19 protein-coding genes are annotated in these 26,750 nt (G+C 36.5%); 17 read left to right on the top strand and 2 right to left on the bottom strand.

Annotation, left to right across the window (positions count from 1 at the left end; all coding sequences use genetic code 11):
- Positions 1–150: 150 nt before the first annotated feature.
- The 10 genes from PHF10_02430 (at position 151) to PHF10_02475 (ending at position 9,532) form a co-directional block, all read left to right on the top strand.
- Positions 151–975, top strand: coding sequence for a radical SAM protein (locus tag PHF10_02430; GenBank protein MDD5534585.1), 825 nt, complete (start codon positions 151–153; stop codon positions 973–975).
- Positions 976–1,377: 402 nt separating this feature from the next.
- Positions 1,378–2,346 (top strand): prohibitin family protein, encoded by a 969-nt coding sequence (locus tag PHF10_02435; protein MDD5534586.1) that lies wholly within the window; start codon positions 1,378–1,380, stop codon positions 2,344–2,346.
- A 316-nt stretch (positions 2,347–2,662) separates the two neighbouring features.
- Positions 2,663–3,313 (top strand): hypothetical protein, encoded by a 651-nt coding sequence (locus tag PHF10_02440; GenBank protein MDD5534587.1) that lies wholly within the window; start codon positions 2,663–2,665, stop codon positions 3,311–3,313.
- Between the two features lie 141 nt (positions 3,314–3,454).
- The gene (locus tag PHF10_02445; GenBank protein MDD5534588.1) at positions 3,455–3,691 is read left to right on the top strand and encodes an AbrB/MazE/SpoVT family DNA-binding domain-containing protein; all 237 of its coding nucleotides are present in this window, start codon (positions 3,455–3,457) and stop codon (positions 3,689–3,691) included.
- A 14-nt stretch (positions 3,692–3,705) separates the two neighbouring features.
- On the top strand, positions 3,706–5,340 hold the full coding sequence (locus PHF10_02450; GenBank protein ID MDD5534589.1) for an efflux RND transporter periplasmic adaptor subunit: 1,635 nt from the start codon (positions 3,706–3,708) through the stop codon (positions 5,338–5,340).
- Positions 5,341–5,477: 137 nt separating this feature from the next.
- Positions 5,478–6,197, top strand: a complete 720-nt coding sequence (locus PHF10_02455) for an ABC transporter ATP-binding protein (GenBank protein MDD5534590.1) — start codon at positions 5,478–5,480, stop codon at positions 6,195–6,197.
- 124 nt (positions 6,198–6,321) lie between these two features.
- Positions 6,322–7,563: an ABC transporter permease gene (locus PHF10_02460; GenBank protein ID MDD5534591.1), complete on the top strand. Its 1,242-nt coding sequence runs from the start codon at positions 6,322–6,324 to the stop codon at positions 7,561–7,563.
- 299 nt (positions 7,564–7,862) lie between these two features.
- Positions 7,863–8,216 (top strand): RNA-binding protein, encoded by a 354-nt coding sequence (locus PHF10_02465; GenBank protein ID MDD5534592.1) that lies wholly within the window; start codon positions 7,863–7,865, stop codon positions 8,214–8,216.
- A gap of 101 nt (positions 8,217–8,317) precedes the next feature.
- Entirely contained in the window at positions 8,318–8,587 is a 270-nt protein-coding gene (locus tag PHF10_02470; GenBank protein MDD5534593.1) for a hypothetical protein, read from the top strand.
- A gap of 30 nt (positions 8,588–8,617) precedes the next feature.
- Positions 8,618–9,532 carry a GerMN domain-containing protein gene (locus PHF10_02475; protein ID MDD5534594.1) on the top strand — a complete coding sequence of 305 codons (915 nt, stop codon included), beginning with the start codon at positions 8,618–8,620 and terminating at the stop codon, positions 9,530–9,532.
- A 60-nt stretch (positions 9,533–9,592) separates the two neighbouring features.
- On the opposite strand, the gene PHF10_02480 is transcribed toward PHF10_02475, so the two are convergent.
- Both PHF10_02480 and PHF10_02485 read right to left on the bottom strand, forming a co-directional pair.
- Positions 9,593–9,835 (bottom strand): Lrp/AsnC ligand binding domain-containing protein, encoded by a 243-nt coding sequence (locus PHF10_02480; GenBank protein ID MDD5534595.1) that lies wholly within the window; start codon positions 9,833–9,835, stop codon positions 9,593–9,595.
- Between the two features lie 151 nt (positions 9,836–9,986).
- Positions 9,987–10,706, bottom strand: coding sequence for a hypothetical protein (locus PHF10_02485; protein ID MDD5534596.1), 720 nt, complete (start codon positions 10,704–10,706; stop codon positions 9,987–9,989).
- Between the two features lie 304 nt (positions 10,707–11,010).
- Here PHF10_02485 and PHF10_02490 point away from each other — a divergent pair, with 304 nt between their 5' ends.
- The 7 genes from PHF10_02490 (at position 11,011) to PHF10_02520 (ending at position 26,647) form a co-directional block, all read left to right on the top strand.
- Positions 11,011–17,955 (top strand): hypothetical protein, encoded by a 6,945-nt coding sequence (locus PHF10_02490; protein ID MDD5534597.1) that lies wholly within the window; start codon positions 11,011–11,013, stop codon positions 17,953–17,955.
- Positions 17,956–18,107: 152 nt separating this feature from the next.
- Positions 18,108–18,734: an SPFH domain-containing protein gene (locus tag PHF10_02495; protein MDD5534598.1), complete on the top strand. Its 627-nt coding sequence runs from the start codon at positions 18,108–18,110 to the stop codon at positions 18,732–18,734.
- Between the two features lie 248 nt (positions 18,735–18,982).
- Positions 18,983–20,299, top strand: coding sequence for a hypothetical protein (locus PHF10_02500; GenBank protein MDD5534599.1), 1,317 nt, complete (start codon positions 18,983–18,985; stop codon positions 20,297–20,299).
- A 156-nt stretch (positions 20,300–20,455) separates the two neighbouring features.
- Positions 20,456–21,784, top strand: coding sequence for a sigma-70 family RNA polymerase sigma factor (locus tag PHF10_02505; GenBank protein ID MDD5534600.1), 1,329 nt, complete (start codon positions 20,456–20,458; stop codon positions 21,782–21,784).
- Between the two features lie 298 nt (positions 21,785–22,082).
- Positions 22,083–24,548, top strand: coding sequence for an ATP-binding protein (locus PHF10_02510; GenBank protein MDD5534601.1), 2,466 nt, complete (start codon positions 22,083–22,085; stop codon positions 24,546–24,548).
- Positions 24,549–24,653: 105 nt separating this feature from the next.
- On the top strand, positions 24,654–25,037 hold the full coding sequence (locus tag PHF10_02515; protein ID MDD5534602.1) for a response regulator: 384 nt from the start codon (positions 24,654–24,656) through the stop codon (positions 25,035–25,037).
- An 8-nt stretch (positions 25,038–25,045) separates the two neighbouring features.
- On the top strand, positions 25,046–26,647 hold the full coding sequence (locus tag PHF10_02520; protein MDD5534603.1) for a Na/Pi cotransporter family protein: 1,602 nt from the start codon (positions 25,046–25,048) through the stop codon (positions 26,645–26,647).
- Positions 26,648–26,750: the final 103 nt, after the last annotated feature.

Consider the following 26,750-nt stretch of genomic DNA (forward strand, 5'->3'; position numbering starts at 1 on the left):
AAATTTATTTTCATTCAAAGCTCTGATTAATAAAAAAGAGACGGGTTAAAACCCGCCTCTTTTTCTTTTAGGATAATTTAATTAATTTAAAATTTAAAATTATGGAAGACTTTATTTTGAAGTACGACACCGCCAAATACACGGAGAGAGGTGGTGCCGGTGAACACTCTCCAGCTTTTTATCACCAACCGATGCAACCTTCGTTGCAAAGGATGTTTCTACGCCCATAAATTAGGCGCCAAGGAAATGAGTTTAAGAGAGTATCAGGATTACATTTTGAAATATTTGCCAGAAATTCAAAAAGTAATTCTTTTAGGAGGAGAGCCGACGATGCATAAAAATCTGCCGCAAATGCTTAAGTTTAACAATCAATATGGCCTGAAAACCACGATTTATTCCAATGGTTTTAATTTAGAGCAATTCAAGGGTAAGAATTTTGATAATGTTCAAATCAGGGTCGGAGTTTACGGATCTTATTCCAGTGAAAAACCGTTGTCTAAAATAGATAAAATTGATTTGCCAATGACCATTGTTTATATGTTAAGAAAAGACAATATTAATGAATTAATGGAAACGGCCGAAATGGCGGAAAAAAATTTCAATTGCGATAATTTTTATATTTCCAGCATCAGAGATATTGCCGTTACCGATGATTTTTGGAAAGATACTCCGGAAACGATTCCTATGGACGAATATGCTGAAATTATTCAGGAGTTTGTCAATAAATATTCAGGCAATATCAAAAAACTTCATTTGGCGACAAGAGGCGTTGTTGTAACAAAAAAACAGAATTTTATGAAATTTCATAAATGCCGTTTTGGAAATATTTTCCCCGATAAAGAAAAAATCATTTGCCCTTTTGATATTTCAAAAAAGATTTTAACCAAGGATTTATTATTTAATCAGCGGAATTGCACTAAGCATCGCAAATGCATTTTGCAAAAAATTGTTTTGGAAAAGGTGCCGGGAAAATAATCCACAATAAAAGACTTGACAAATTCTGAAAATATGCTATTATTTATTACATAATAAAGGGGGTGGTTTTTATGTATGAAAGCACTGGCTGTGAGCGCTAGCCAGATCCTGAAAATGGATTAAATTTGAGCGCTATCCCTAAAATTGCCAATAAAGGAGGTTAAATGTCCCACACGGGCTTACCGCCTTAAAATAACAAATAGGACTTCAGGCCGAGAGCAATCTCGGCCATTTTATTTATTATTTTACTCTTGACAATTTTCTAAAATTTGCTATATTTATTCACATAAACCAGGAGGTGATTAAGTAATGGTTCTTTAAAATGGCTTAAGCGATCCCGGCCAAATCCCGAGGAAGGATTAGAGCGGATTTGCAAATTAAAACAAGAAAAGGAGGTATCAGATGTTGGGTCTTCTGAAATTTTTGATTTTTTTGGCGGTATTCGTATTCTGTATCTTTTTAAGTGTCAAATTTAACTTTAAGGAAAATAAAAAATTTGGCACAAAAGAGTTTGAGGGTGTCGGAATAAAGCCAAAAGGATTAATTTTGGGAATAGCTTTGTTCTTTTTAGCTCTTATCATATTGCCGGCGATTGGAGCGATTCCGGCCGGATACAGAGGCGTAGTACTGAAATTCGGAGCTGTTACCGGTCGTGTTTTAGGTGAAGGAATTTATACGGTTCATCCTTTTACAGAGACGGTAAAATTAATGTCCGTGAAAGTAGAAGCATACGAGGTGCAAGTAGAAGCTGCCTCAAAAGACCTTCAAGATGTCAATGCCAAAATTACTTTGAATTATTTTCTTGAATCAAGAGTAGTGGGCAGGACATATCAAACTCTGGGATATGATTATCAGACTCGTATTATTTCACCCGCTATTCAAGAAGCCGTGAAATCTTCAACTGCTCAGTTTGACGCGACTGAATTAATTACCAAAAGACCGCTTGTAAAAGAAAAAATTGAATCATTTTTAAAAGAAAGAATCGCTATTCATGGGATAATAATGGATGCTGTTTCAATCACGGATTTTAAATTTTCGCCTAAATTTTCCGAAAGTATTGAAAATAAGGTAAGAGCCGCGCAAGATGTTTTAACCGCCCAAAATAATTTAGAAAAAATAAAAATAGAGGCGGATCAAAAAGTGGCGCAAGCACAAGCAGAAGCAGAAGCACTAAGACTTCAGAAACAACAAGTGACGCCGGAATTAATCGCATTGCGTAAAATTGAAGTTCAGCGTTTGGCCATTGAAGTTCAACTTGCAGCTGTAGGAAAATGGAATGGACAATTGCCGAATGTAACAGGCGGGGTTATACCATTTCTCGATGTTAACCAACAGAGTGTTAAAGCAGACGTTAAAACAGATACTAAATAAGTAATGAAATATTTTTTGAAACTATAAAAAAGGAGGTGATTAGAATGTCTCGAAATAAGGGAACGCCACCTTAAAAACAAAAAAATAATGGGGCCGAGAGAAATTACTCTCGGCCATTTTATTTGTTTTAACGGGGTTGACCCCGTCAGAAGTTTGGCGCAAGTCTTTATATTTTAAATAGTCATAACCGCAAAGCGGCTTCGCCTTAAGCTTTTCTATATCAATAATTTATAGATGAACTTTTAACGGGGTTGACAAAAATAGATTTTTTTGATTAAATTATAAATAAGATATAGTTCTTTAAAAGGAGGTCTTAATGAAAAATTCAAGAAGGGTAAAAGATTTAAAAAGAGTGAAAGATTTTGAGCCCAAGTATGTATATCCGGCTGTAGCACGCGAGATTATGAAGAGAAATATTTTCGGCATTGAAGAGGTGATAAAACATTTCCATCTTCATCCAACCGACGAAGATCTTGCGATTTTATCGCAAGTACCATATTCAGAAAAAGTATTAAGAGTTTTTAAAGATAGCCATATTCTGGTTGTTAATTATGGCGAATCAATTATTGATCAGAGAGATTTAAGTCCACAATTTTTTTATGGCAGCAAAAACGCCTGGTATAATTCCGAAGAATTTGCCAAAAACCCGGGAAAGATAGGATGGAATTTAATAAGGAAGACAGAAATTCCGGGTTCTATCAATAAATCTTGGAGCGATCAAATGTCATTGCTTCGCGAAAATGAGAAAGTGCCGACAGCGCAAGAATTCGTAAATGCCATAGTGGCATTCAGTATTTTAGGGGAAAGACTGTTTAAGCATCGGCTTCTGAGGGTCTACGATATAGACAGATATGGCAATTGCGTTTACATCGGTAATCCCAGACCGACAAATATTCGGATATATAAATATGAAAAGAGTGTTCGTTTAGAGGGAGTAGGCCTGGCAAGCCAGATAATACCAACATGATAAATATTCAGAGTCCTTGTTTATAATAAAACAAGGACTCTTTTTTATTCACCCCCTAACTTCTTGACGAAGATTATGGATGGATTATAATATGATTTGTATGAAATATCATATAAATCATATTATTTTAAAGAAAAATTTATGAAAAAAGATTTTTTTGAAAGCATAATTTGTTTTGATACTGCCACGGTTGGCGAGCGGGGACAGATTGTAGTCCCGGCCGAAATCCGCAAAAAATTAAAAATGAAAAGCGGCGATAAAATGGTGGCTTTTTTAACTCCGGCAGAAACAATAATTCTTATTCCGAGCAATAAATTCGGCAAGATTGTTTCCGTGTTCCATAAAAAACTTGATAAATTAACAGAATTAATTAAATAATAAATAAATAAAATATGCGTTTACCCAAATTTAACAAAAAATTAATCATTTTGATAATCATTATTATTTTGGCGATCGGCGGTTTTATTATTTCTCGTCGGCCGCAAAAATTACAGTTTGAATCCATAACACTGAGCAAGCGAAATATTATCCAAGAAGTCAGTGTCACCGGTCATATCAAGCCCGTGGAAACAGTTGATCTGGCTTTTGAAAAAAATGGCAAAGTGACTGAAGTTAATGTGAAAATCGGCGATAAGATAGAAAAAGGAAAAGTATTGGTTAAACTTGACAATACGGAAGTTTTAACAGAGCTTCGTCAAAATCAAGCTAATTTGGAAAGCGCCAAGGCTCAGCTTAATCAATATCAAGCCGCGCTTGACTCTCAAAAATCAAAACTGACTGAAATGGAAAGCGGCACGAGAATAGAAGAAATTCAGGTTCAAGAAATCAAAGTGGCAAATGCCAAGATATCTTTAACAAACGCCAAAAACGACTTGATTGATAAATTGAAAGATGCTTACACAAAATCAGATGATTCGATTAAAAATAAAATCGATCAAATGTTTAATAATCCAACTTCCGCGGATCCGCAATTTAATTTTTCATTGAATAATTTCAGTTTGGAAATAGAGCTTGAACAAGACAGAATGTCAATTGAAAGTATGCTGGCCGATTGGAATAATTCTTTGAGTAAAATTTCCGCTTCAAGCGATTTAAATATTTATTCATCTCAGGCTGAAAAAAATTTAGACCAAATTAATTCTTTTTTGGAACAAATCGCCAATGTGGTCAACGGTTTAATGCCGACGATGTCGGGTCTCTCTCAGACGACGATTGACACTCATAAATCAAATACTTCAATTGCCAGAACAAATATGAATACGGCGGTTGTCAATTTGAGCGCCGCGGAGGAAGGAATTAAAACCGCTCAATCAAATCTCAGTTTGGTAGAACAAGAACTTATTTTGAGCAAGGCGGGGACAGTCAAGGAACAAATTGATTCTCAAAAATTTCAAATAAAACAAGCCGAGGCCAATGTTGTTTCGCAGCAAGCAAAAATTAATCAAGCCGAAGCGAGTGTGGAAAACACCAGAGTTCAAATGGAAAAATTGATTTTGCGTTCGCCGATTTCCGGCGTTGTCACCAAACAAGAAGCCAAAGTGGGAGAATTTGTTACCGCCAATACGATAATGGTCGGAATAATGAGCGATAAAAATTTTGAGATGGAAACAAATATTCCCGAAGCGGATATTGCCAAAGTTAAAATCGGAAATCTGGCCAATGTAACTCTTGATGCTTATGGTTCAAGCGTTGTTTGGCAAGCTGAATTGGTAAAAATTGATCCGTCGGAAACAATGATTGAGGGAGTTTCAACTTACAAAACAACTTTTCAATTTAAAAATGAAGATGAAAGAATTAAATCCGGGATGACGGCCAATATTGATATTATTGCCGCCCAGCATGATAATGTGATTTCTGTTCCTCAAAGAGCGATTACTGATAAAGACGGCAAGAGAATGGTGAAAATTGTTGACGGCGACGGATTTAAAGAAGTGGAAGTGGAAACCGGAATGCGCGGTTCGGAAGGAGAAATAGAAATTCTCAAAGGACTTAATGAAGGAGATAAAGTCATTACTTCTAAGAAGTAGAAGTAATTAAAATCAAAATTAAAAAATCAAAATGCAAAATGACAATGTAAAATTCAAAATTAAAATTAATTTTTTTAAACATTTTAACATTTTGAAATGTCATTTTAATTTTTGATATTTACATTTTAAATTTCATTATGGCTTTAATTGAAGTTAAAAATTTGGAAAAAATTTATCATACGGACAGCGTGGAAACGCCTGCCTTGATTGATACTTCTTTTAAGATAGAAAAAGGAGAATTTGTGGCAATCATGGGGCCGTCAGGTTCCGGGAAATCAACCTTGCTTCATATTTTGGGATTTTTGGATGAACCGACCGGCGGCGAATATTATTTTGACGGGAAATCACTCAGTGATTATTCACAAAAAGAAATAGCTATGGTCAGAAATAAAAAAATGGGATTTATTTTTCAGACTTTTAATTTACTCAGCCGAACTAGTGTTTTGGAAAATGTAAAATTGCCGCTTCTTTATTCTGATATTAAAGAATCGCTTTGGAATGAAATGGCGAAAAAGGCGATTGAGTCAGTCGGACTTTCGCATAGAATCAATCATTTGCCTTCGCAGCTTTCCGGCGGAGAAAAACAAAGAGTGGCCATTGCCAGAGCTTTGATTAATAATCCGCAAGTTATTTTTGCCGATGAACCGACCGGTAATCTTGATTCAAAATCAGGACAAATTATCATGGAAATCATTCAGCGATTAAACGAGAAAGAAGGCAAAACAATTATTTTAATCACTCATGAAACCAATACGGCTGAACATGCTCAAAGAATTATTCATATGTTGGACGGACAAATTGACAGCGACAGAAATGTAGAAAATCGCAGGACAGCCCAAGATAGTTTTATTAAGTAATTTAAAATTCAAAAATCAAAGTGTAAAATGACAATGTAAAATTTAAAATTTTAATTTTCAAAAACATTTTAACATTTTGATTTGTCATTTTAATTTTTGATATTTACATTTTACATTTTTAATCATGAACATAAAATACAGCATTAAAACATCTTTAACCGGATTGAAAACAAATAAATCAAGATCATTCTTGACTATTTTGGGTATTGTTATCGGTATCACGGCTATTATTTTGGTTATGTCTTTGGGAAGGGGAGCGCAAAATTTAATTTTGGGACAGATTCAGAGCATGGGTTCAAAAACAATTGCCATTGCTCCGGGCCGCCAACCCAGCGGTATGACTGATTCGCTTAACACTTTCACCGATTCGTTGAAAAATAAAGATGTGGAAGATTTGCAAAAAAAATCCAATGTGCCGCATTTGGCTAAAATTATGCCCATAGTTTTCGGTTCGGAATCGGCCACTCGGGAAAATAAAATTCACCAAACTACGATTTTCGGTGTTAATAATTTTTTCACTCAAATTTATGATATTTATCCGGAAGAAGGACGCATTTTTACCGACGAAGAAATCGCTTCCAAATCAGCCGTGGTGATTATCGGCTCAAAAATCAAAGAAAAATTATTTGAAACCGACGAACAAGTTTTAGGCCAAAAAATAAAAGTTAAAAATCAGAATTTGCGCATTATCGGAGTTCTGCCCAAAAAAGGACAATTTTCTTTTATCAGTTTTGATGATGCTTTAATCGTTCCTTATTCAACCGCTCAGCAATATATTTTCGGCATTAAATATTATAATCGTCTTGTTGTGGAAGTTGACGAAGAAAAGAATGTTGATCGGACAATTGAAGATATTAAAATAACATTGCGCAATAATCACAATATTACCGATCCGGACAAAGACGATTTTTTTCTTGAAACGCAAGCTCAAGTAATGGAAATGGTTGGAACGGTAATGAATACTTTAACTCTTTTCTTGACAGCCATGGCTGCTATTTCTTTGGTTGTCGGCGGGGTCGGGATTATGAATATAATGTTGGTTTCGGTTACGGAAAGAACTCATGAAATTGGTTTGCGAAAAGCATTGGGCGCGACCAATCAGGATATTTTAAGTCAGTTTTTGATAGAATCTATGATGCTGACAATCATCGGTGGAATTATCGGCATTCTTTTGGGAGCGGGTTTTTCGTTTTTGATTTCATTGATTTTGTCAAAAATAATGGCTTTGAATTGGACTTTCGCTTTTCCTGTTTCCGGCGCTTTACTCGGTTTGGGGGTCTCGGCCTTTGTCGGTTTAGTTTTTGGAATTTATCCGGCTCGCCGAGCATCTTTGAAAAATCCGATTGAAGCCCTGCGTTATGAGTAAATTTAATGTTTTTTATATTTTAAAGAGTAGACAAAAACTACTCTTTTTTATTTTTTAAAAATATACACTTATTTCACACGGCCGTGTGAAATAAGTGTACAAATAAATGATGCAAAAGCTGTTAATAACTTTTTTGACAATTATCGAAAAAGGTATATATTGAAAAAGTAGCCCTGTAGTTAATATAATTTAATATTACGCATCTATATATGATGCGCGGTCGAGTTCAGGGAAATTAATTTAAAAGAGTTGCGCTTATAAGTGTTAAAACTTACCCGCGCATAAAATGTTAGAGTTATATGGAAAAGAAACTTTACATCGGAAATTTATCATATAATCTTACTGAAGATCAATTGAAAGAAACTTTCGGCCAGGCCGGAACAGTTGTCTCAGCGAGTATTATTACCGATAAATATTCTGGTAGAAGCAAAGGATTCGGTTTTGTGGAAATGTCCACAGAAGACGAAGCCGCAAAAGCTATCGAAATGTTTAACAATAAAGAAATGGACGGTCGCAGTCTCAAGGTTAGCGAAGCTAGACCAAGAGAAGAAAGACCAAGAACCAGTGGTGGAAGCAGAGGCGGATATGGTGGTGGAAGCCGCGGTGGATACGGCGGTGGAAGCAGCAGAGGCGGATACGGCAGAGACAATTAGTCCACAGAACGTAAATTCGTTTAGCAAAGAGCGAGTCATAGACTCGCTCTTTGTATTTTTGAAAAATTGACTGTTGTTGATTTTTAATGTAAGATAAAGACATGGAATCAAAAAAATATATTTCAATTGAAGAAGCCAAACAAATAGGCGAATCATTGGGAATTGATTGGACTAAATTTGATGTTGAGCAATTTAGAATGGGAATGGATGTGGAGTTGGAACACGGCTTGCAAGATGATCACACCAATGTGACTAATGATGATTTGTTTACAACCGGTAAAATTGCCTTGGCGCATTTAAATGAATTTCCAGATTATTACACCAGGTTGGATAAAATGGAAAAAGAAGCAGATGTTTTTTGGGGGAAGTAGATAAGTTAATAAGTAGATAAGCTGATAAGTATGTTCAAAAAAAGATTAATAATATTAAGTCCGTTAATTTTGGTGGTTATTATTTTAATTTTGAGATTTTTAATCGGCGGACCGGAAGATAATTGGATTTGTTCAAATGGCGGGTGGGTGAAACACGGAAATCCGTCAGCGTCAATGCCGACTCAATCGTGCGGCGATGCTTTAAAAAATAATCAACAGACAGAAAATAAAATTACTGACATAAAAGTGACAAAACCTCAGCCCAATGAAATTATTTCCAGTCCTTTGGAAATTGAAGGCGAGGCGCGGGGAACTTGGTTTTTTGAAGCAAGTTTTCCAGTCAAACTTTTGGATTCTTCGGGCGCGGAAATTGCCAAAGGAATTGCTCAAGCTAAAAGCGACTGGATGACGGAAGATTTTGTGCCCTTTACCGCCACCTTACAGTTTAACGTACCTGTTGAAACCAAAGGAATTTTAATTTTGGAAAAAGATAATCCTTCGGGTTTGCCGGAAAATGCCGATGAGCTGCGAGTGCCGGTTATTATCGCTTCAACTGAAATGACGACAATCAGAGTTTATTTCAATAATAATAAATTAGATCCGGAAATTTCCTGCAATAAAGTTTTTTCGGTTGAAAGAAAAATTATTAAAACAGAAGCAATCGGACGCGCTGCTTTGGAAGAATTGTTAAAAGGGGCGACTGAAGAGGAAAAAGCGCAAGGATTTTTTTCCAGTATCAATTCGGGCGTAAAAATTCAAAAATTAATCATTGATAATGGAACGGCAAAAATTGATTTTGACAAGCAATTGGAATTTCAAGTTGGCGGTTCTTGTCGGGTATCAGCCATCAGAGCCCAAATTGTTGAAACATTAAAACAATTTCCGACTGTTAAAAACGTGGTTATTTCCATTGACGGCCGAATTGAAGACATTTTACAGCCATAAAAATAAAATTAGATAAAATTAAAAACCCTGCAATTTTTTTGCAAGGTTTTGTGTTTGCGTTTATTTCAAAATAAACGAGGTAACAGATGATTTTATGTTTTCTATGCTATGAATCTTCTCCGCTATAAGCTGTCCTATTATCCCTATATTTTCACCTTCAACTTTGGCGATAAAATCATAAATGCCACTTGTTAAATGTGCCTCCCTTACTCCCTCGATAAGGCGTAATGCTTTTAATACCTTTTCTTGCGCCTCTTCGGACACCGTTGGCGCCTTTATCTGGACATAGGCTGATATACCCATTTCTCCCTCCTTTTTTAATTTGATAGATTTTTATAATATAAATATTATCATATTATAAATTTTTGTCAAGACTTTATATTTAGAATTTATAAAATAATTTTTGGCAAATGAATTAAAAACCCTGCAATTTTTTTGCAGGGTTTTGTGTTTTTTAAGAAATTAAGCTTTCAATTCTTAACATAAGAGCAAAGCAACGTCTATTCATATGGTCGACGTAAAGGAATTCACAGTTTCGGCAATCAGCGCAAAATGAACTGTAGGGAGTGCCACACATTCTTACTCCCAGAATCGGCGGATTCATTTTATTCCAGCGACTCATTATTTCTATCATGAATTCCGGTTTAAGCACGTAACAGTGGTTTAGAATATGCTTATTCAGTTTGTATTTTTTCAAATCAGGAACATTTTCTTTGTTGTAATAACGCATAAAAGTCATCACTACCGGAATTTGGTGTTTTACCCAATAATATTTAACCGCTTCATCGGCCTCTTCCAAATTATTGGTGGCCAAACGAAAACGGACAAACATTATGTTTGGGGGAGGGGAATCAACCAAAATTAATTTATGACCATTACAGGTGAAAACAACCGGTCCGGGAAAATCAAATTTAGGAATTGAGGTATTGTAGAATTTATTGGGGAAATCTTTAGTTTTCCTGATAACCAATTCTCTCTGGATATTGGAATCGTGTCCGGAATTAACGCGGACAAGTTTGAATATTGCCTCTTTTTTCGTCGGTATCAGTGGCGTGTCAAGGGGGCGGTAAAATGCGCCATTATAAAAACATTCAGGGCATTTATTGGGGCATTTACCGGTTTGGGGAATACATTCAATTAAATTTGAACCAACTAATTTTGGATTAGTATCCATTTTTTCCTCCTATTTTTTTCAAGAACTGTCTTAATAAAAACATATTTTTTGATTTTTGTCAACCCTTTTGAATTTATGATTTTGACTACTCAGAGTTATCCACAATTGTCCCCACCCTCTCATTTTTAAAGTGCTATAATAAAAGGACATTAAACTTTATATTTTATTTATTTGGAAAAGCAAATTAATTTTGTTTTTCTTTCATTCATTTATAAAATAAAACAAGGTTATTTAAATTCAGGGGGAGTTTTACTAATTAGAAATTTTATATATATTTTTATTAAATTTATTTTTTAGAAAAACTATGAGCAACACAAAAAAGTTTTTTTCAATTTTCGTGACAGCCACAACCATTTTGTGGTCAATGGGGCTGCCAACATTAGCAGGGGCATTAGTACCCATAGCCGTAACCAACATTACGGTCTCAACAACTTCCGCGGAAATTACATTTAACGGACAATTTTCCGCAGAGACAAGTCCATCCTCAACAACTGAATTAGGAAGTGTAACCAATTACGCGACAGATTTGCGTAATTTTATTTTTGAAACAGGAGCAGGACTGACAGACAGAACATTAAGTCGATTTAGTCCTTATGATATGTCAACTCAAAATTTTCAGGCGGGTGAAAATGATTATCGTTTGAGAGTTTACGGTTTGGAAAGTTTGAAATTAAGTGAAGGACAAGCTTGGCAGATGACAGCCGGAGATATTAAAAATTTAGCTGGAACTCAAACTATAGAAGATTTTACGGCCAATAATACTGTCACTGCTTCTATTGATCCGACTATCAATTATATAATAAATAATGTTACCGCTGATTCTTGTTATAATTATCCTTGCGGCAACGTCGGTGATGAAGTAACAATTATTGGTTCTAATTTTGCCACCTCCACTGATGCGACAGAAATTTTTTGGAATTTTAATGGAGGAAGCGTAACATCCACTCCCGCAACCGCTTCAGCTACTGAGCTCACCACTACAATTCCAACCGGGTTAAATGGTAAAGTGGATATGGTGATTAGCGATTTAAATACGCATCGTTTTTCGGCTGACTCCAGGCCGTTTATGATTTGGAATAATACGCAAGCCGTATTAATCGGCAATCTTACTTCAGATACATCTACTGACATAGATCGTGTTCAAGTTGAAGCTTTTGTTCCCGGACAAATGGGAAATGTCGTACCGGGCGAAACTCATTCCAATGGAAAATATGCCTTGGTTTTAAATACGACAGGAAGTTATAATATACAATTTGGCACACCGGCCGGCGCGACTTATGTGGCGCCATCCAAGTTAAGCAGTCAAACTGCCACTGTCGGCTCAGTAACGCAATTGACCACTCAAGCTTTTAGAGCCGCCACTCTTTCGGGTACAGTTAAATCTCCCAGTGGCGCAACACTATTGGAAGGCGTAGAAGTGGTGGCGCGTCCTTTTACATGGGATTATGAACAAAGAACAACAACCGGTCCAAACGGAACATGGAAACTTTATGTACCAAATGATACAAGCAGCCAATGTTATGAAATTGAAGCCAGACCTAAAGATTATCAAGACAGGGTTTTACAATATAAAAGCGTCAGAACTACTCAATGTTTAACTTCAGGTCAAACAGCAACAGGTATTAATATTAATTTATCTGCTCAAAATGTTAAGGTAACGATTAAAGCTCCGGGTACTTTAGGCGATACTCCTACGGCAAGTAATCCTCAGCCGGGTTTGCCGGTGCCTTATGCCAGTGTTGGTCTTCATACCATGGATTGGAGTTATCAACAATGGGTTCAAGCTGATGCTGACGGTGTGGCTTATTTTGGGGGAGCAACTGATAGTACTCATTATATTTTAGAACTTGAGCCGCCATATAGCGGTGATTTCAGAAGTTATCCAAGAACAAGAACTGCGGAATTTGCCATTGATGTTACGGATGGACAAATCACTGATTTGGGAGTTAAAACTTTTGCTTTGCCAAATGTTTTTGGAAAAGTAAAATGCGGGGGCGTAGCAACAGTCGCTTGGATAAATATGAATAAAGATGGTTCTTGGTATGGTGTAAATACTGATGATAGCGGTAATTTCTCTCTTGGCGGCGTGGCGATTGGTACTTACAATCTCCAAATTCAACCGGCAAGCGGCAGTACTTGCGCCAGCGGAAATTTTTCCGTTTCCATTACTTCAACTACATCTAATGATTTGAAAGATCAAGCTGATACTCTTGATGGTGTTGACGATGACGCGTTTACTTTATCAGCACCCAATGTGACAGGTGTAATTAAAGATCCAACCAATACAACCGGACAAAGCGGAGTTTGGATTAATTTTTGTCCTCATCAAATACCAGGTATGTGCTATGGCGCCAACACGCAAAGTGACGGAACATTCAGTTCAAACGTTCCATCTGGCAATTGGGATTTAAATGTTAACATTCAATACGGCAGTCTTTATGCTGCGCCGCAAGGCATGGTAATAACTGTTGCCGGCACTACTATTACTGAGACATCAGATCCGGGCACTGCTTTAACAATTGCTAACAATAGTTTACTTATTTTATTAAGCGATCCGTCAGTTAATGGTTTAACCGGTCGTGTTTGTAAACCAAAACATGATGATAATTCAGCTGTGACTCAAGCCGAATGCGATGATCCAGCTGGTTATCCTGATATTGGCGCAACTAATGTTGGTATTAATATGCGATCACAAGGTTCAATGTCAGGTTCTCAATGGTCACAAACAGATGCTAGTGGTAATTATGCTATTGGCGGCGTGGCAGTTGGAACTTATGAAATAGAAGCAAATCCTTGGAATGGTTGCGGCAGTATTAATTGCGGGAGAAAACTTGTTCAAAATGTTACAGTTACCAGCTCTCAAGCAAGTAGAAGAAAAAATATAATTTTAAGCACTCCGAATATTACCGGTACGGTTGTTATTCCAAATACCAGCACAACAGTGGCTAATGCTTGGATTAATTTTCATATTGAAGGACCAATGCAGGGCGGTACTACCGGTGGTTGGTATGGCACAAACACTAATCAAAACGGTCAATTCTCTTTTGGCGGTGTAGCTGCCGGAACCTATGCTTTGGAAATTGAAGCTCCTCGTTGGGGTTCAGCCGAAGAACAGGCTGTTTATCGAAATTATTCAACAAAAAAATATTCTAATATTACAATTTCTTCCGCGGTGGCGGCCGGAACTGATAGTTTAGATTTGGGCACGACTTATGGAACTGATGGAAAACTTATTCTCGGCACGCCGCAAGTTACAGGAAGAGTAATGAATCCGGGTGCGGACGGTATTGCCGAAACCGCAGATGATCAACCGGTTCAATGGTCTTGGATTATGATTCATGATCAAATGTGGCAAAATCAGGGTGGTTCTTCAACTGATGATCAGGGTTATTTTCGAATCGGCGGTTTGGATGATGCCACCGGATTATCCATGGAAATTAACTTGCCTTCAGGTGGCGATAAAGCTTGGATCCAACCAAGCGGTTTAACGGTTGATATTGTTAATGATGTAGGCACGGTCAAATTATCCAACGTGACTCAGGCGAATAATTTAGTTACTTTAACCACTCCGACAAAAACTTTAACCGGTACAGTAACTAAAAAAGGCAGTGGTGCGGTAGTAGCTAACGCGCGTGTTCAAGCTAACCGCGATATGGGTGGTGGATTTTTTGAAACATTAACTGATGCGAATGGTACATATACTTTAAAACTTGCCGGCGGCGGTTGGTGGTTGGGAGTGAATCCGGATTGGAGCATGGGTCAGCCGGATTGGGTTTATAATGAAGCGCAAAAGAAAATTACTTTTACCGAAGATAGCATCGCAGAATGCCGCGGTACAGAAGCAACTTGTCCGGGAGGCGCAACCATACTTGATGTTGGTTTAGATTTTGAAGTTAAAGTGGCTGATGCTATTATTACCGGTTTGGTTAAAGATCCAACCGGAGCTACGGCGATTGCCAATTCTTGGGTAATGGCTAATAGCGGCGGCATGATGGGTGGAGGCAATGGTACTAATACTGATTCTGACGGACGCTTTACTTTTAAAGTTCCGGCAGGCACTTATGATTTAGTGGCAAATCCGAACTGGGGTGAACAGGGCCAAAGTTATGGCGGTTCCACTCCGGTTAAAATCAAAGCCATCTCCGAACAAACAACTGATGCGGGTACACTTATTTTGACAGCAAAAAATTCACATATTAAGGGAACTGTCACTGATTCAGCCGGTAATGCGATTGGCAGTGTAATGGTTAATGCTTGGCAGATGAACGGACCGGGCTGGGCTAACACACAAACAGATTCCAATACGGGCAGATTTGATTTAATAGTCAGTGAAGGAAATTGGGGTGTAATGATTATGCCAATGTCAACTCAATATATTTATCAAGGCGGTCCGCAACAAGTAACAATAACCGCCAATCAAACTTCTGATAATAATGACTTTTTATTAAAAGTAGCTGATGGTTTGCTTAAAATAAATATAGTAGATGCCGAAGATAATCGTATTTCTGATATTTGGGGTGGTGTTTGGGTTAAAGATACGGATCCGACAGTTAATGATTTTATTGATTTCGGTGATCCGAAAATGATGCAAGGCGGAAGCGGCGATGCGGGAGCCGGTGGTACGGCAGGCAGTGGTGGCGGAGCAATGGGAGCTGGTATGGATAAAGGCGGTTTTGCCGGCGGAGGATTAGCCAATGGTTATACTGAAATTAAAGTTCCACTTGGCAGTTATGAACTGGGTTTAAATACACCTCCGGGTTCCAAATATACTTTAACTGCGACCAAGACTGTTGTCGTCGGTGAAGATGATACTTGTACAGATGAAACAACCGGATGCAAAGAAATTACTTTAGTGGTGGCGCCGAATAATGCCACGATTGAAGGTAAATTTTATCTTGATACCAACAGCGACGGTTCTTATACCGCAGGAACAGATACGGTTGTGACCGGAGTTCGTGCTTTTATCAATGGTGATAAAGAAAATGGCGGCTGGTCGCAAACAGAATTTGCTCCAAATAGCGTTACAGATAAATATTCATTAAAAGTTTCGGCAGGCAGTTGGTACGTTGACGCATTTATTGATCCAATGATGAATTTTGGTGCAGAGAATGATAAATATAAAATAGTAGCCGAAGATATAAAAACAATCGTTAGCGCTGGAGATGCTGAAGATGACGCAGATCCAATCACTCGAAATTTCCAACTTAAAAAACTTGATAAAACAATCAGCGGTACAATTACGGATCCGGATGATGTTGGTATGAGCGGAGTTTGGGTCTATGCTGATTTCGGCGATGAAACAACCAAAGATGATTTCAAGGGTCCGGGCGGTTTAGGTGTTGGTACTTTTACGAGCAATGACGGTACTTATACTTTAAATGTTACCAGTGGTACTTTCAAAATTGGCGCCGGTATTCCGCCATGGGATGCGAGAGATTTGATTAATCCGCCTTTACTTAGCGTAACGGTTGGTGATACTAATGTAACTGGCAAAGATCTTCAATTCAGTTTGTCAGATGCCACTATCACCGGTGAAGTTACTTTAGGTGGTACTAAAGAACAGGCCATGATACAAGCTTGGTCTGATGATAAAGGAACCGGTACAATGGCTTCTGATGGCACTTATACTTTAAAGGTTAAGTCCGGTGAAACATGGAATGTAAAAGCCACGGCCAAAATTGAAGGAATTCTTTATGAAAGCGCCGCGACCGAAGTTGTAACTGTAGTTGGCGCTCAAACTCAGAATTTAATTCTTGTCACTACGGGTGTTGCTGTTCCTGAATCAAAGACTACAACCTTTAGCGCTACTGACAGTAAAACTATTGAACTTACAAATGGTTTAAAACTTGAAATTCCGGCCGGAGCTTTAGCCAGTAGCGGTACAGTGACCGTAACTATCACACCGACTGTTGGCGAGGAAAATCAAACTACGGTATCAGTTAAACCTGATGCTAAAGATAAACCACTTGGCGTTAACTATGATTTTGTGGCCAAAGATTCCAACGGTCAAGAAATTACTCAGTTTGACAGCGATGTGAAAATTACTTTCCCTTATGATCCGGAATTGATTACCGATAATGGATATACAGAGGAAGATATTACGCCAAAATATTTTGATGATACCACGAATACATGGGAAAATTATAAATCAGTGGTTCGCGATGCGACTAATAATGTAATAATTGTCACAACAAACCACTTTACGCCCGGCGGTATTACCGGGGGAAAATTTGTTACGGCCGGCGAGGAGGATGATGGTGGTGACACCCCAACAGGTGGAAGTACGGGAGGCAGCGGTAATGCCGGCGTAGTCGGCCCGACGAATTTATCTTTAAAGATAAATAGTGGTGCCGCAAAAACTTCTTCCAGAACGGTTACTTTAAATATTACTGCAACCAATGCCGCGGAAATGATGGTTAGTAATACAATTGATTTTACAGGTATAAATTGGGAACCATATCAAGCTACCCGTTCTTGGTTGTTAACAATCGGCAAAGGAGAGAAGTCTGTTTATATGCGTTTCAGAGATAAAGATTTTAATCTTTCTTCAATAATTTCTTCAATAATTATTTCTGAATCAGAAGAAACCGATATCATAACTTATAATCTCAAAAATAGAGACTTGGTTATTTGTCCGACTTGCACTGTTCAATCAGGCGCGGTTTATATGATTTTGAATGGCGAGAAACACGTCTTCCCGCATCTTAATGTTTATCTCTCTTGGGGCTATCCGTCCAATTTCTCAACGGTCAAAAAAGTCACTCCTGAAGAATTGGCGAAATATTCCGAAGGCGTAGCAATGACATTCCGCGACGGTTCATTATTCAGAGGCAAGACCACATCGCTCCATGGTTTAAGCGCTTCAGCGGTATTCATGGTTTCGGATGGTAAATTAAGACCGGTAAAATCTTCGGCGATTTATCAGAAACTTTTCAATGATCCGAAATGGAAATTGGTGACTTGGGTGCCTGATGATTTATTATCCAAATTCAATTATCCTTTGGGCAATACGATTGATTCCACAACCAAACATCCTAACGGAACATTGGTTAAATACACGGGTACTAGTCAGATTTATTTGATTCAAGACGGCAAGAAATATAAATTATCCACCAAGGCTTTAACCAATAATGGTTACAGCAAAGCGCCGGTAATGATTATTTCCAAGGCTGAAACTTATTCTGACGGCGGAACGATTTCTGATTTTGCCGAAAATTTGGTTACGCCGAAATTTTTAGCAATGAAATAAAAGGTTAGAATAGGATATTAATTTTAAAGCCCTGACTTAATTAAAAAGTCAGGGCTTTAGTCTATTGCCAGTTTACAAGGACATGTTATCATATGTTTAAATGATTTGGTTCTTTTAAAAAAGTCTGCCCCCTCGGCAGACAAGGAGGAAAAATGCTTACACTACGAATTATAGCAGGTGTATGTTTAGTGGTAGCCATTATTGCATTTATTTATCGGAAGATTGAATTTAGTAATGTTGACGAGGATGACAGAGACAGTCTCAAAAAAAATTCTTTTATCATAAGATTTTTCGGTATCTTGGCTGTATTGTTTTTGTTTTTTTCATGTTTTCAGGTTGTCCCGGTGGGAAAAATCGCAATAAAGGTTAAATTGGGCATGGTTTACAGTGTAGAAAAGAGAGGGGTTATATTCGTTTCGCCACTTACAAGAATTGTTTTTATGGATAATCAAATCCAATCTTTCACTGTTTCTTCAAGTGATAAATCTAAAGGATTTATCAATCTCCGGATCATGACAAAAGACAGTCTTATCGAAGATTTTGAAGCAACAATTTGGATCAGATTGACTTCGGCGACTCGAGTATATGAAGATTGGGGGTCAAAATATACCAGTCGAATGGTTATCCCTATTATTTCTACTTCAATTAAAGATGTAATGAGTCAAATGAAAAGAGAAGATTTCTATTTTTCAAAAAGTAAAGTTCAGATTAAAATTACAGAATTGCTCAATAAGGAATTTAAAGATAAGGGAATAGTGGTTGTTAGAGTTTTGCTGTAATTTGTGGAAGAAATAAAAAAGGGCGCGATAAATTCGCGCCCTGATTTTTTTTGATGTATTAATAAAGATTTATCTACTTTGTTAAAAATTTTGATAAAAGAGCGGGAATGAATTATAATTATGGCGAACAAAAAATCGAGATTTTAGTTTTAAAATTAGCCCACCCTTATCCACTTGTCAGATGTTATATTTTGGTCTATTATTAAATATAGGAAAGGTTTTTAAATATATTAAATAATAATAAATTTATGAAAATCAACAACAAAGCTTTTGTTCAAATTCCTTTATTGATCGGCTTGGCCTCAGTGGCCGCCGGAGCGGTTTTAATCAGTCGAACTATTGCTCAAAATTCTGAAATTTTATCGCCCTTACCTCCAATAAATCAGGAGCAGCAAATGATTATTAATCAACCGATGCAAAATCAGCAAGGACAAATTTTACCGGGAAATGAAAATCAGCAAAATTTTCAGCCAGGACAACCCATGCCAGGCCAACAAATTAATCAGCCAATGAACGGCACGCAACAGCCGGGAATGAATTTTGATCAAAATGGAAATCAGCCAGGACAGACAACATCAGGAGGCGAAGGTCAGAAAACTTTTCAGCCAGGGCAACCCATGCAAGACCAACAAATGAATCCGCCGATGAACGGCACTCAATCAAATCAAATTAAACCGAATCAAACCAAACCAAAACAGGTTCAGATGAATCAAAATCAAGATCAAGATCAGAACGAAGAAGAACAAGATCAAAATGATTTTGTAGACCCCCAAGAAATCAAAGGAGTGACCAAGCAGATAAAAGATATGAAAAAACAGATTAAAACTTTAACTACTGCTTTAAAAAAATTACCGAATTTAACCGAAGAATCGGCTAATTTGCAAGAAATAAACAGCCAATTAGATACTTTCACAAAAAATATTAAAACTCCGCCAACAGATATGACTCAGCGCGAAGTAATGCAAGAATTTTATGACGCCCAACTTTGGGAAACTCTTAATGAAATAAGGATGAAAATTGAATTTCCGAAAGAAACAAAACAAATAGAAACTCAGCTTAAAAAGACGGAAAAATTAGTGGCTAACAAAAATTATCAGTCAATCGGTTTGGATATGGTGAAAATTAAAGCTGATGTTGTTGAAGTTAGAACCGCCTTGACCGAAGCTAATACTAAATATAAAGCCGGGGAAATAGAAGATGCGATAGATGCTTTAACACCAATGCGGGAGGGGATGCACCCGGGCGATATTTATTGCGTAGTGACTTCTTTCAGAGATATTAATAAACAGTTTACAAAAGTAAAAGATCCGGAAATTAAACAATCCATCCAGGATATTATTGACCCGATCAAAGAATCCATTGAAAACCAGGATTATCGAGATGCTTGCCAGAGTATCAATGATGTTCGCAATGAATTGAACAAGGTAATGAGTTATGCCACCAAAAACAGAACAAATATAGATCCGGCCATTCAAACAAAAATAGACAAGCTTAATCAATTGATAGACAAAAAATTCGGCACTCAGAAGACCGATTCGACTACAGACGAAGAAAATGCCCAATAGATTATTATAAAGTTTTAAATAAAAGAGTGATTTATTCATTAATAAATCACTCTTTTTGACTTTTGGGGACTCTTGACAAAAACATAAAAATTTGCTTAAATAATGACAGTTCTTGAACAAAAAATCCGTCTATCATTAGTAGACAAGGAGGATAAGATGAAAACTTTAATTTTAGGAGATGAAGTAGAAAAGGAAGAATTTTTATACCCCGAAGAGATTAGTAATAAACAAAGGACAAATTCGCTTCGTCTGTATCTTAAAGATATAGGGGGAAGTAATAAAACCTTGCTTTCTCAAGAGGAAGAAATTCAGATTTCCAAAACCATAGAGAATGCCTATTTTGAGATGGCAAAAATTCTTTTTTCTAACGATTTTGGTCTTAGTGAGTTCAGAAAGCTCTTTAAGAAATCAAAGATAATTGAGATTGAAAAATTCATTAGAATAGGCACTTCATTTTCCAAAGATGTTATTGTCCAAGGGAAAGAAAAATTAAGGTTAATCATGAAACAGGTCTATAAGACAAGAGAGCTGAATTTGGAAGAGAGAAATTCTCTTACTCGGCAAATAGTGGAATTTGATTTACAATATCGTTATATTAACGAGATTGAAGGGAGATTCAGGAAATTAATGGAAATAAAAGAAGACGAAAAAATAATGAGAAAAACCGGTTTAAGCAGAGATGTCCTTCTTGAAAATCTTAGAGAGATTGATAATCTTAGACAGATAATCAAAAGTGCCACGGAAATAATGTTAGAGGGCAATCTCAGATTATCCGTTTATATGGCGAAAAAGTATAAAGATAGAGGGGTTGAACTTTCCGACCTGATTTCCGTTGGGAACAATGGGTTAAGAAGAGCAATAACCACTTTTGACTATAGAAGAAAATTTAAATTTTCTACTTATGCCACTTGGTGGATTAGACAAGAAATGATAACATTAATCAACCAACAGGGAACCTCATTGTGTTTGCCGGTTAATTTGCAGGTTGATATAAGACATTTCAATCTTATCGAGAAAGAATTGAAAAGTAAATTGGGAAGAGACATAGATCCGGTGGGAAGAGATCTCAAAAAGATTGCCAAGATAATGAAGGTTTCTCCTGAAAGAGTAAAAGAGATAGTAACTTTGATTCATAAGAATATGGTCGTCTCAATAGAGAGTCCAATCGATGGTGAAGGGGCAACTATAGGGGATTTAATTCCGCAAAAGTATGAAGACGAAAGTATGACTCATCTTCATAATACTTGGGCGGCGGAAAAGGCTATGGAAATACTCGAGAGACTGAGAGAAGAGAAGAAAGTCTCAATGATAGAATATAAAACTTTCGTATTAAGGTATCCGCTCGGGAATAAACAGCAGATGACTTTGGACGAAATTGGCGTAATTTTTAATCTCTCCAGAGAGAGAATCCGCCAGATTGAAATTAGAGTTAAGGAAAAGCTTTCATATCATAGAAGGGAGATTAGAGCGGCTTATCGTCAATAAGTCACAAATCAACGGCTATTAAATAATTTAATAGCCGTTTTTATATTGACATTTTTTTAAAAATCTTCATACTTTAAATTAGCTATTTTGAATATAAAAAAAGGAGGTTAAAATGTTTGAGCGATTTATTCATCTATTGCCGTATGCATTGGCGTATTTTGGCGGAATAATAATTTTGTCATATATTGCGGGCAAAGTATCAAAACATTTTTCAGAAAAAAAGAGCTCTTAATCAACGGGCTCTTTTTGCTTTATAATGGATTGAACAATTAGATTAATTATTGTATAATATTAGGATATGAAAGAGAAATTTAGATTCGGGCTTAATGTTAAATTGATTTTAATATTTACTCTTTTTGCTTTATTGCCGATTGCTTTGATCGGTTTTATTTCAATTTCCAGAACAACAACGGAGCTGGAGAATGAAGCCACTAATCGCTTAAAAAGTCTTTCCCAAAGCGAAGCTGATAAAATCAATTTGTCATTGTCAAAAGTAAGTTCGGCCAGCAAAAATTTGGCTGATTTTGCCACCAATGTTTTTAATAATCCTGATCTTTTTTATCATCCGGATTATTGGTCAGCCGACAGTTTATTCAGAGGGCCGGAAGGGCAATATGGAAATTCAGCCAAGGAAGTTTCATCGGTCATTGTTTTTAATTGGTGTTCGCTTGATGATCAAGCAAAAAATGATTTGAATTTATCAGCTGATTTGGATTTTATTTTTCCGACAATAAAAAATGAAAATCCGAATACTGATAATATTTATATTATCGGCAATAAATATTGTTGGTATCGTCTTTATCCGAACTCCGATCCCAATCCTGATAATCAAGGCGGTTTTGCCATGGATGTTTTGCCGGCTGATGCCAATAAAAATGGCGTAGCCGCTCCGTTCTGGGATGATTTAACCGAAATCAATAATCCTAATAAACTTGCCAAGTGGACACCGCCATATGTTGATATAACAGGACATGGTTTGATGATCTCGGCCTTGGCCCCGGTTTATCAAAATGATAAAATGAAAATGTTAACCGGCGTTGATTTAACCCTGGAAGACATAACTAATCGTATTTTGAATATTAAATTATGGAAGACAGGTTATGCTTTTATGATTGACAAAGAAGCAAGATTAATCAGTTTACCGGTGCGAGCCCAGTCTGATTTGGGGATAGAAGAAGAGCAATTAGGAATTTCTGAAATCAGAAAATCAAGCTTGCTGGAAACTTCCAATTCCGATTTGAAATACGCGGTAATGTCCATGATTAAAGGCAAGAACGGCATTGAAACAATTAAATTCAATCAATCGGAGAAATATATTGCTTATTATCCAATCAAGGATACGGGCTGGAGTTTGGGATTAGTGGTTCCGGTAAATGAAGTTATCGCCAGCGCTCAGAATACCAAAAATTTTATTTTTATCGTTTTATTGGTTTTGGCTATCATTTTAATCATTCTGGCTTTTTTAAGTTCCAAAATGGTCAGCGCGCCGATTAAAAAATTAACCAGAGGAGCGGAAGAAATCAGTAAAGGAAATTTATTCTATCAAATAAAAATTAATACTCATGACGAAATTGAACAATTGGCTGACAGTTTCAATCAAATGACTTTAAAACTGAAAGCTTATTATGAAACTTTGGAACAAAAAGTGAAAGAAAGAACCGAAGAATTGAGAATAGCCAAGGCGGAAATCGAACAAGAAAAAAACAGATTGGAAACAATTTTAATCAGCATCGGTGACGGAGTTTTCGTGATTGATTCGGAAAAAAGATTGGCTCTTATTAATCCGGCTATTACGCGAATTGCATGTTTTACGGAGAAAGATTGTTTAGGCAAGCCTTATGATCAGGTTTTTAAAATTATCAAAGAAGAAGATAGAACGGAAAATAAAGATTTTATCAATCAAGCTTTAATAAATGGAAAATTAACCGGTTTAGTCGATCCTTCTGTTTTATTAACCGGTGACGGGAAGGAGGTTCCGATTGCCAGTTCAGCCGCGCCTTTAAAAGATGAGAATGGTCAAATTATCGGAGGAGTGGTTATTCTACACGACATTACCCGGGAGAGAGAAATTGACAAACTTAAATCTCAATTTATTTCTTTGGCTTCTCATCAACTTAGAACCCCTGCAACCATTATTAAATGGGGGGCGGAAATTTTACTTCAAAAATTAGGCGGGAAACTGGATGATAAAGAAAAAGAAGAAGTCCAGAGAATTTGTCGCGGAAGCGAGAGAATGGTGGAATTGGTTAATGACCTGCTTAATGTTTCGCGGCTTGATGCCGGTCGATTGGTTTTTAAAACAGAAACAAAACAATTGGAAGAATTACTTGATTCTATTTTTGATGAATATAAGTTATATTTGGAAAAGAAAAATATAAAATTAAATGTGGAAAAACCGCCGATTCTTTTGCCAAAAGTTAATATTGATTCAGAAAAAATTCGCCAAGTGATTATTATTTTATTGGATAACGCCATTAAATATTCTCCTGATAATTCGGAAATAAAAATAAAAATTGAACAAAAAGGAGAAGAAATACTTTATCAAACTTCCGATCAGGGCGTAGGCATACCGAAATCACAGCAAGAGAAAATTTTTTCCAGATTTTTTAGAGCTGATAATGTCAGTCAAAAACCGGGAACCGGCCTCGGGCTTTATTTGGCCAAAGGTTTAGTGGAAGTAAGCGGCGGAAAAATTTGGTTTGAGAGTGAAGAAAATAAAGGCACAACTTTTTATTTCACCTTGCCGATTAGTTCACCCCGTTAGAAGTTTCTTAAATATAAATTTCAAATAAAATTATTTGATAACATTAATAACCGTTGGAACTTCCAACGGGGTAAATAAAATATATTAATTAATTAATTTTAAATTATGACAGAAACAATTAAAAAAATTTTAATTGCCGAAGACGAACCGGACATGCGCGGCATTTTGGCCAGCATGATTGAAAGCGCCGGTTATAATGTGGTTCAAGCCGAAGACGGCGAGCGAGCGCTCAATTTGGCGATTAAAGAAAAACCGGATTTAATTTTACTTGACCTTTCAATGCCGAAAATGAACGGTTTTGAAGTTTTAGAAAAATTAAAATATGACCCGGTCGGCAGCACAATTCCGGTAGTTATTCTTTCCAATCTCGGACAGGATAAAGAAGTGGTCAAGGGTAAATCACTTGGCGCAGTGGATTATTTGATTAAATCCAATGTTCACTTGACCGATATTTTGGATAAAATCAGCAAATATATTGTTGCAAAATAAATTTTATTATGGCTCAAGAAATCATTTTATTTTTGACGGGTTTAATGTTTGTGTTATTTGGTATGATCCGATTAAGTTATCGGATGCAAATGGTTTTTAATTCCAGAATTCGCCAATACATTAAATATCTGTCTCAAAAACCGATTTACGGAGTGGGGCTCGGCGCCATCTCTACGGCGATTTTTCAATGCAGCGCGACTATTATTTTTATTACCATCGGTTTGGTCAGCGCCGGAGTGATTAATGTCGGAAATTCATTGGGCATAATTTTAGGCGCCAATATCGGCACGGTCCTTACCGCACAATTAGTTGCTTTTAAAATTATGAATATCGCGCCGATTTTTTTGATTATCGGTATGATACTTTGGCTTGCCGCGTCTGCGGAAAAATTAAAAAATATCGGTAAAGTGTTTTTTTATTTCGGACTTATATTTTTCGGATTAGGTTTGATTAATAATGCAATTATTCCTTTAAAAGGAAACCAAGATTTTTTGAATTTTTTTCAAAGCATAAAAAATCCTATTTTAGGCATATTAATCGGATTCGCAGCGACAGTTTTGGTTCAATCAAGTTCTATTATTACCAGTATTCTTGTTCTTTTGGGACAGCAATCTTTAATAACTCTTGAAGTCGGTTTACCTTTAATTTTGGGCGCCAATATCGGCGCGACAATAATTCCATTTTTATTCAGTTTGGGTGGAGGAATAAATGCCAGAAGAACAGGCATCGCCAATATATTTTTCAAATCCATAACCGTTATTATTCTTTTTCCGTTTCTTGGTTATTACATCAATTTTATAAAACATTCAACTCCCAGTATTGCTCAGCAAATCGTGAACAGCCATTTCTTTTTTAGTATTTTAGTAGCTTGCTTGTTTATTTTTTTAATAAAACCATTTGCCAAATTATTGGAAAAAATAATTCCCGGCCAAGAAAAAATATTGCCGCTTTGGTCGGAATTTTTAGACAATCGATATTTAAAAGAACCATCATTGGCGTTAGGAGCGATTCAAAAAGAATTAAAAAGAGGAGTGCAGTTAACCGAAGAAATGTTTAAAAAAGCTTTTGAAATAATTTCTACTTTTAGCGACAGGGGATATAGAAGTTTAAATTATTTGGAATTGGTCATTGATAATCTTCAAAAAGAAGTAATGAATTTTATAGACAGAATACCCAAGAATAAATTAACTCCGAAAAATGCCGCTCAACTGATTCAATGTTCAAGTATGGTTGACGACATAGAAAGAGTCGGCGATCACATTATAAATTTGGTTGAACTGGCAAAATATCGCGTTCAATGTAATGTAAAATTTTCCAAAGCGGCCAAGCAAGAAATAGAAGATATAAAAATAGTTTTGAATAAAATTATTAAAGATTTGATTATTTTAATTGAAATGCCCGATCAAGAGTTGGCGGAGAAAATTTTAAAAGGTAATGAAGAAATAAGAGAAATGATAATTACGGCAAAAGAAAAACATTTGGAGAGATTCTATCAACGGGAGTGCAATGCGGCGGACGGGCCTATTTTCAATGATATTCTGGTTAATCTGGGAGGGGTGTCCACTCATTGCGCCAATATGGCGAAATATTATCAAAAACATCAGGGATAAAAATGCAAAATGTAAATATCAAAAATCAAAATGACAATTCAAAATGTTAAAATTATTTCTTTCTATTTTTAATTTTACATTGTCATTTTACATTTTGATTTTT

The organism is Patescibacteria group bacterium (assembly GCA_028716665.1).
In the GTDB taxonomy this organism is placed as follows: Bacteria; Patescibacteriota; Patescibacteriia; order UBA2591; family JAQUPP01; genus JAQUPP01.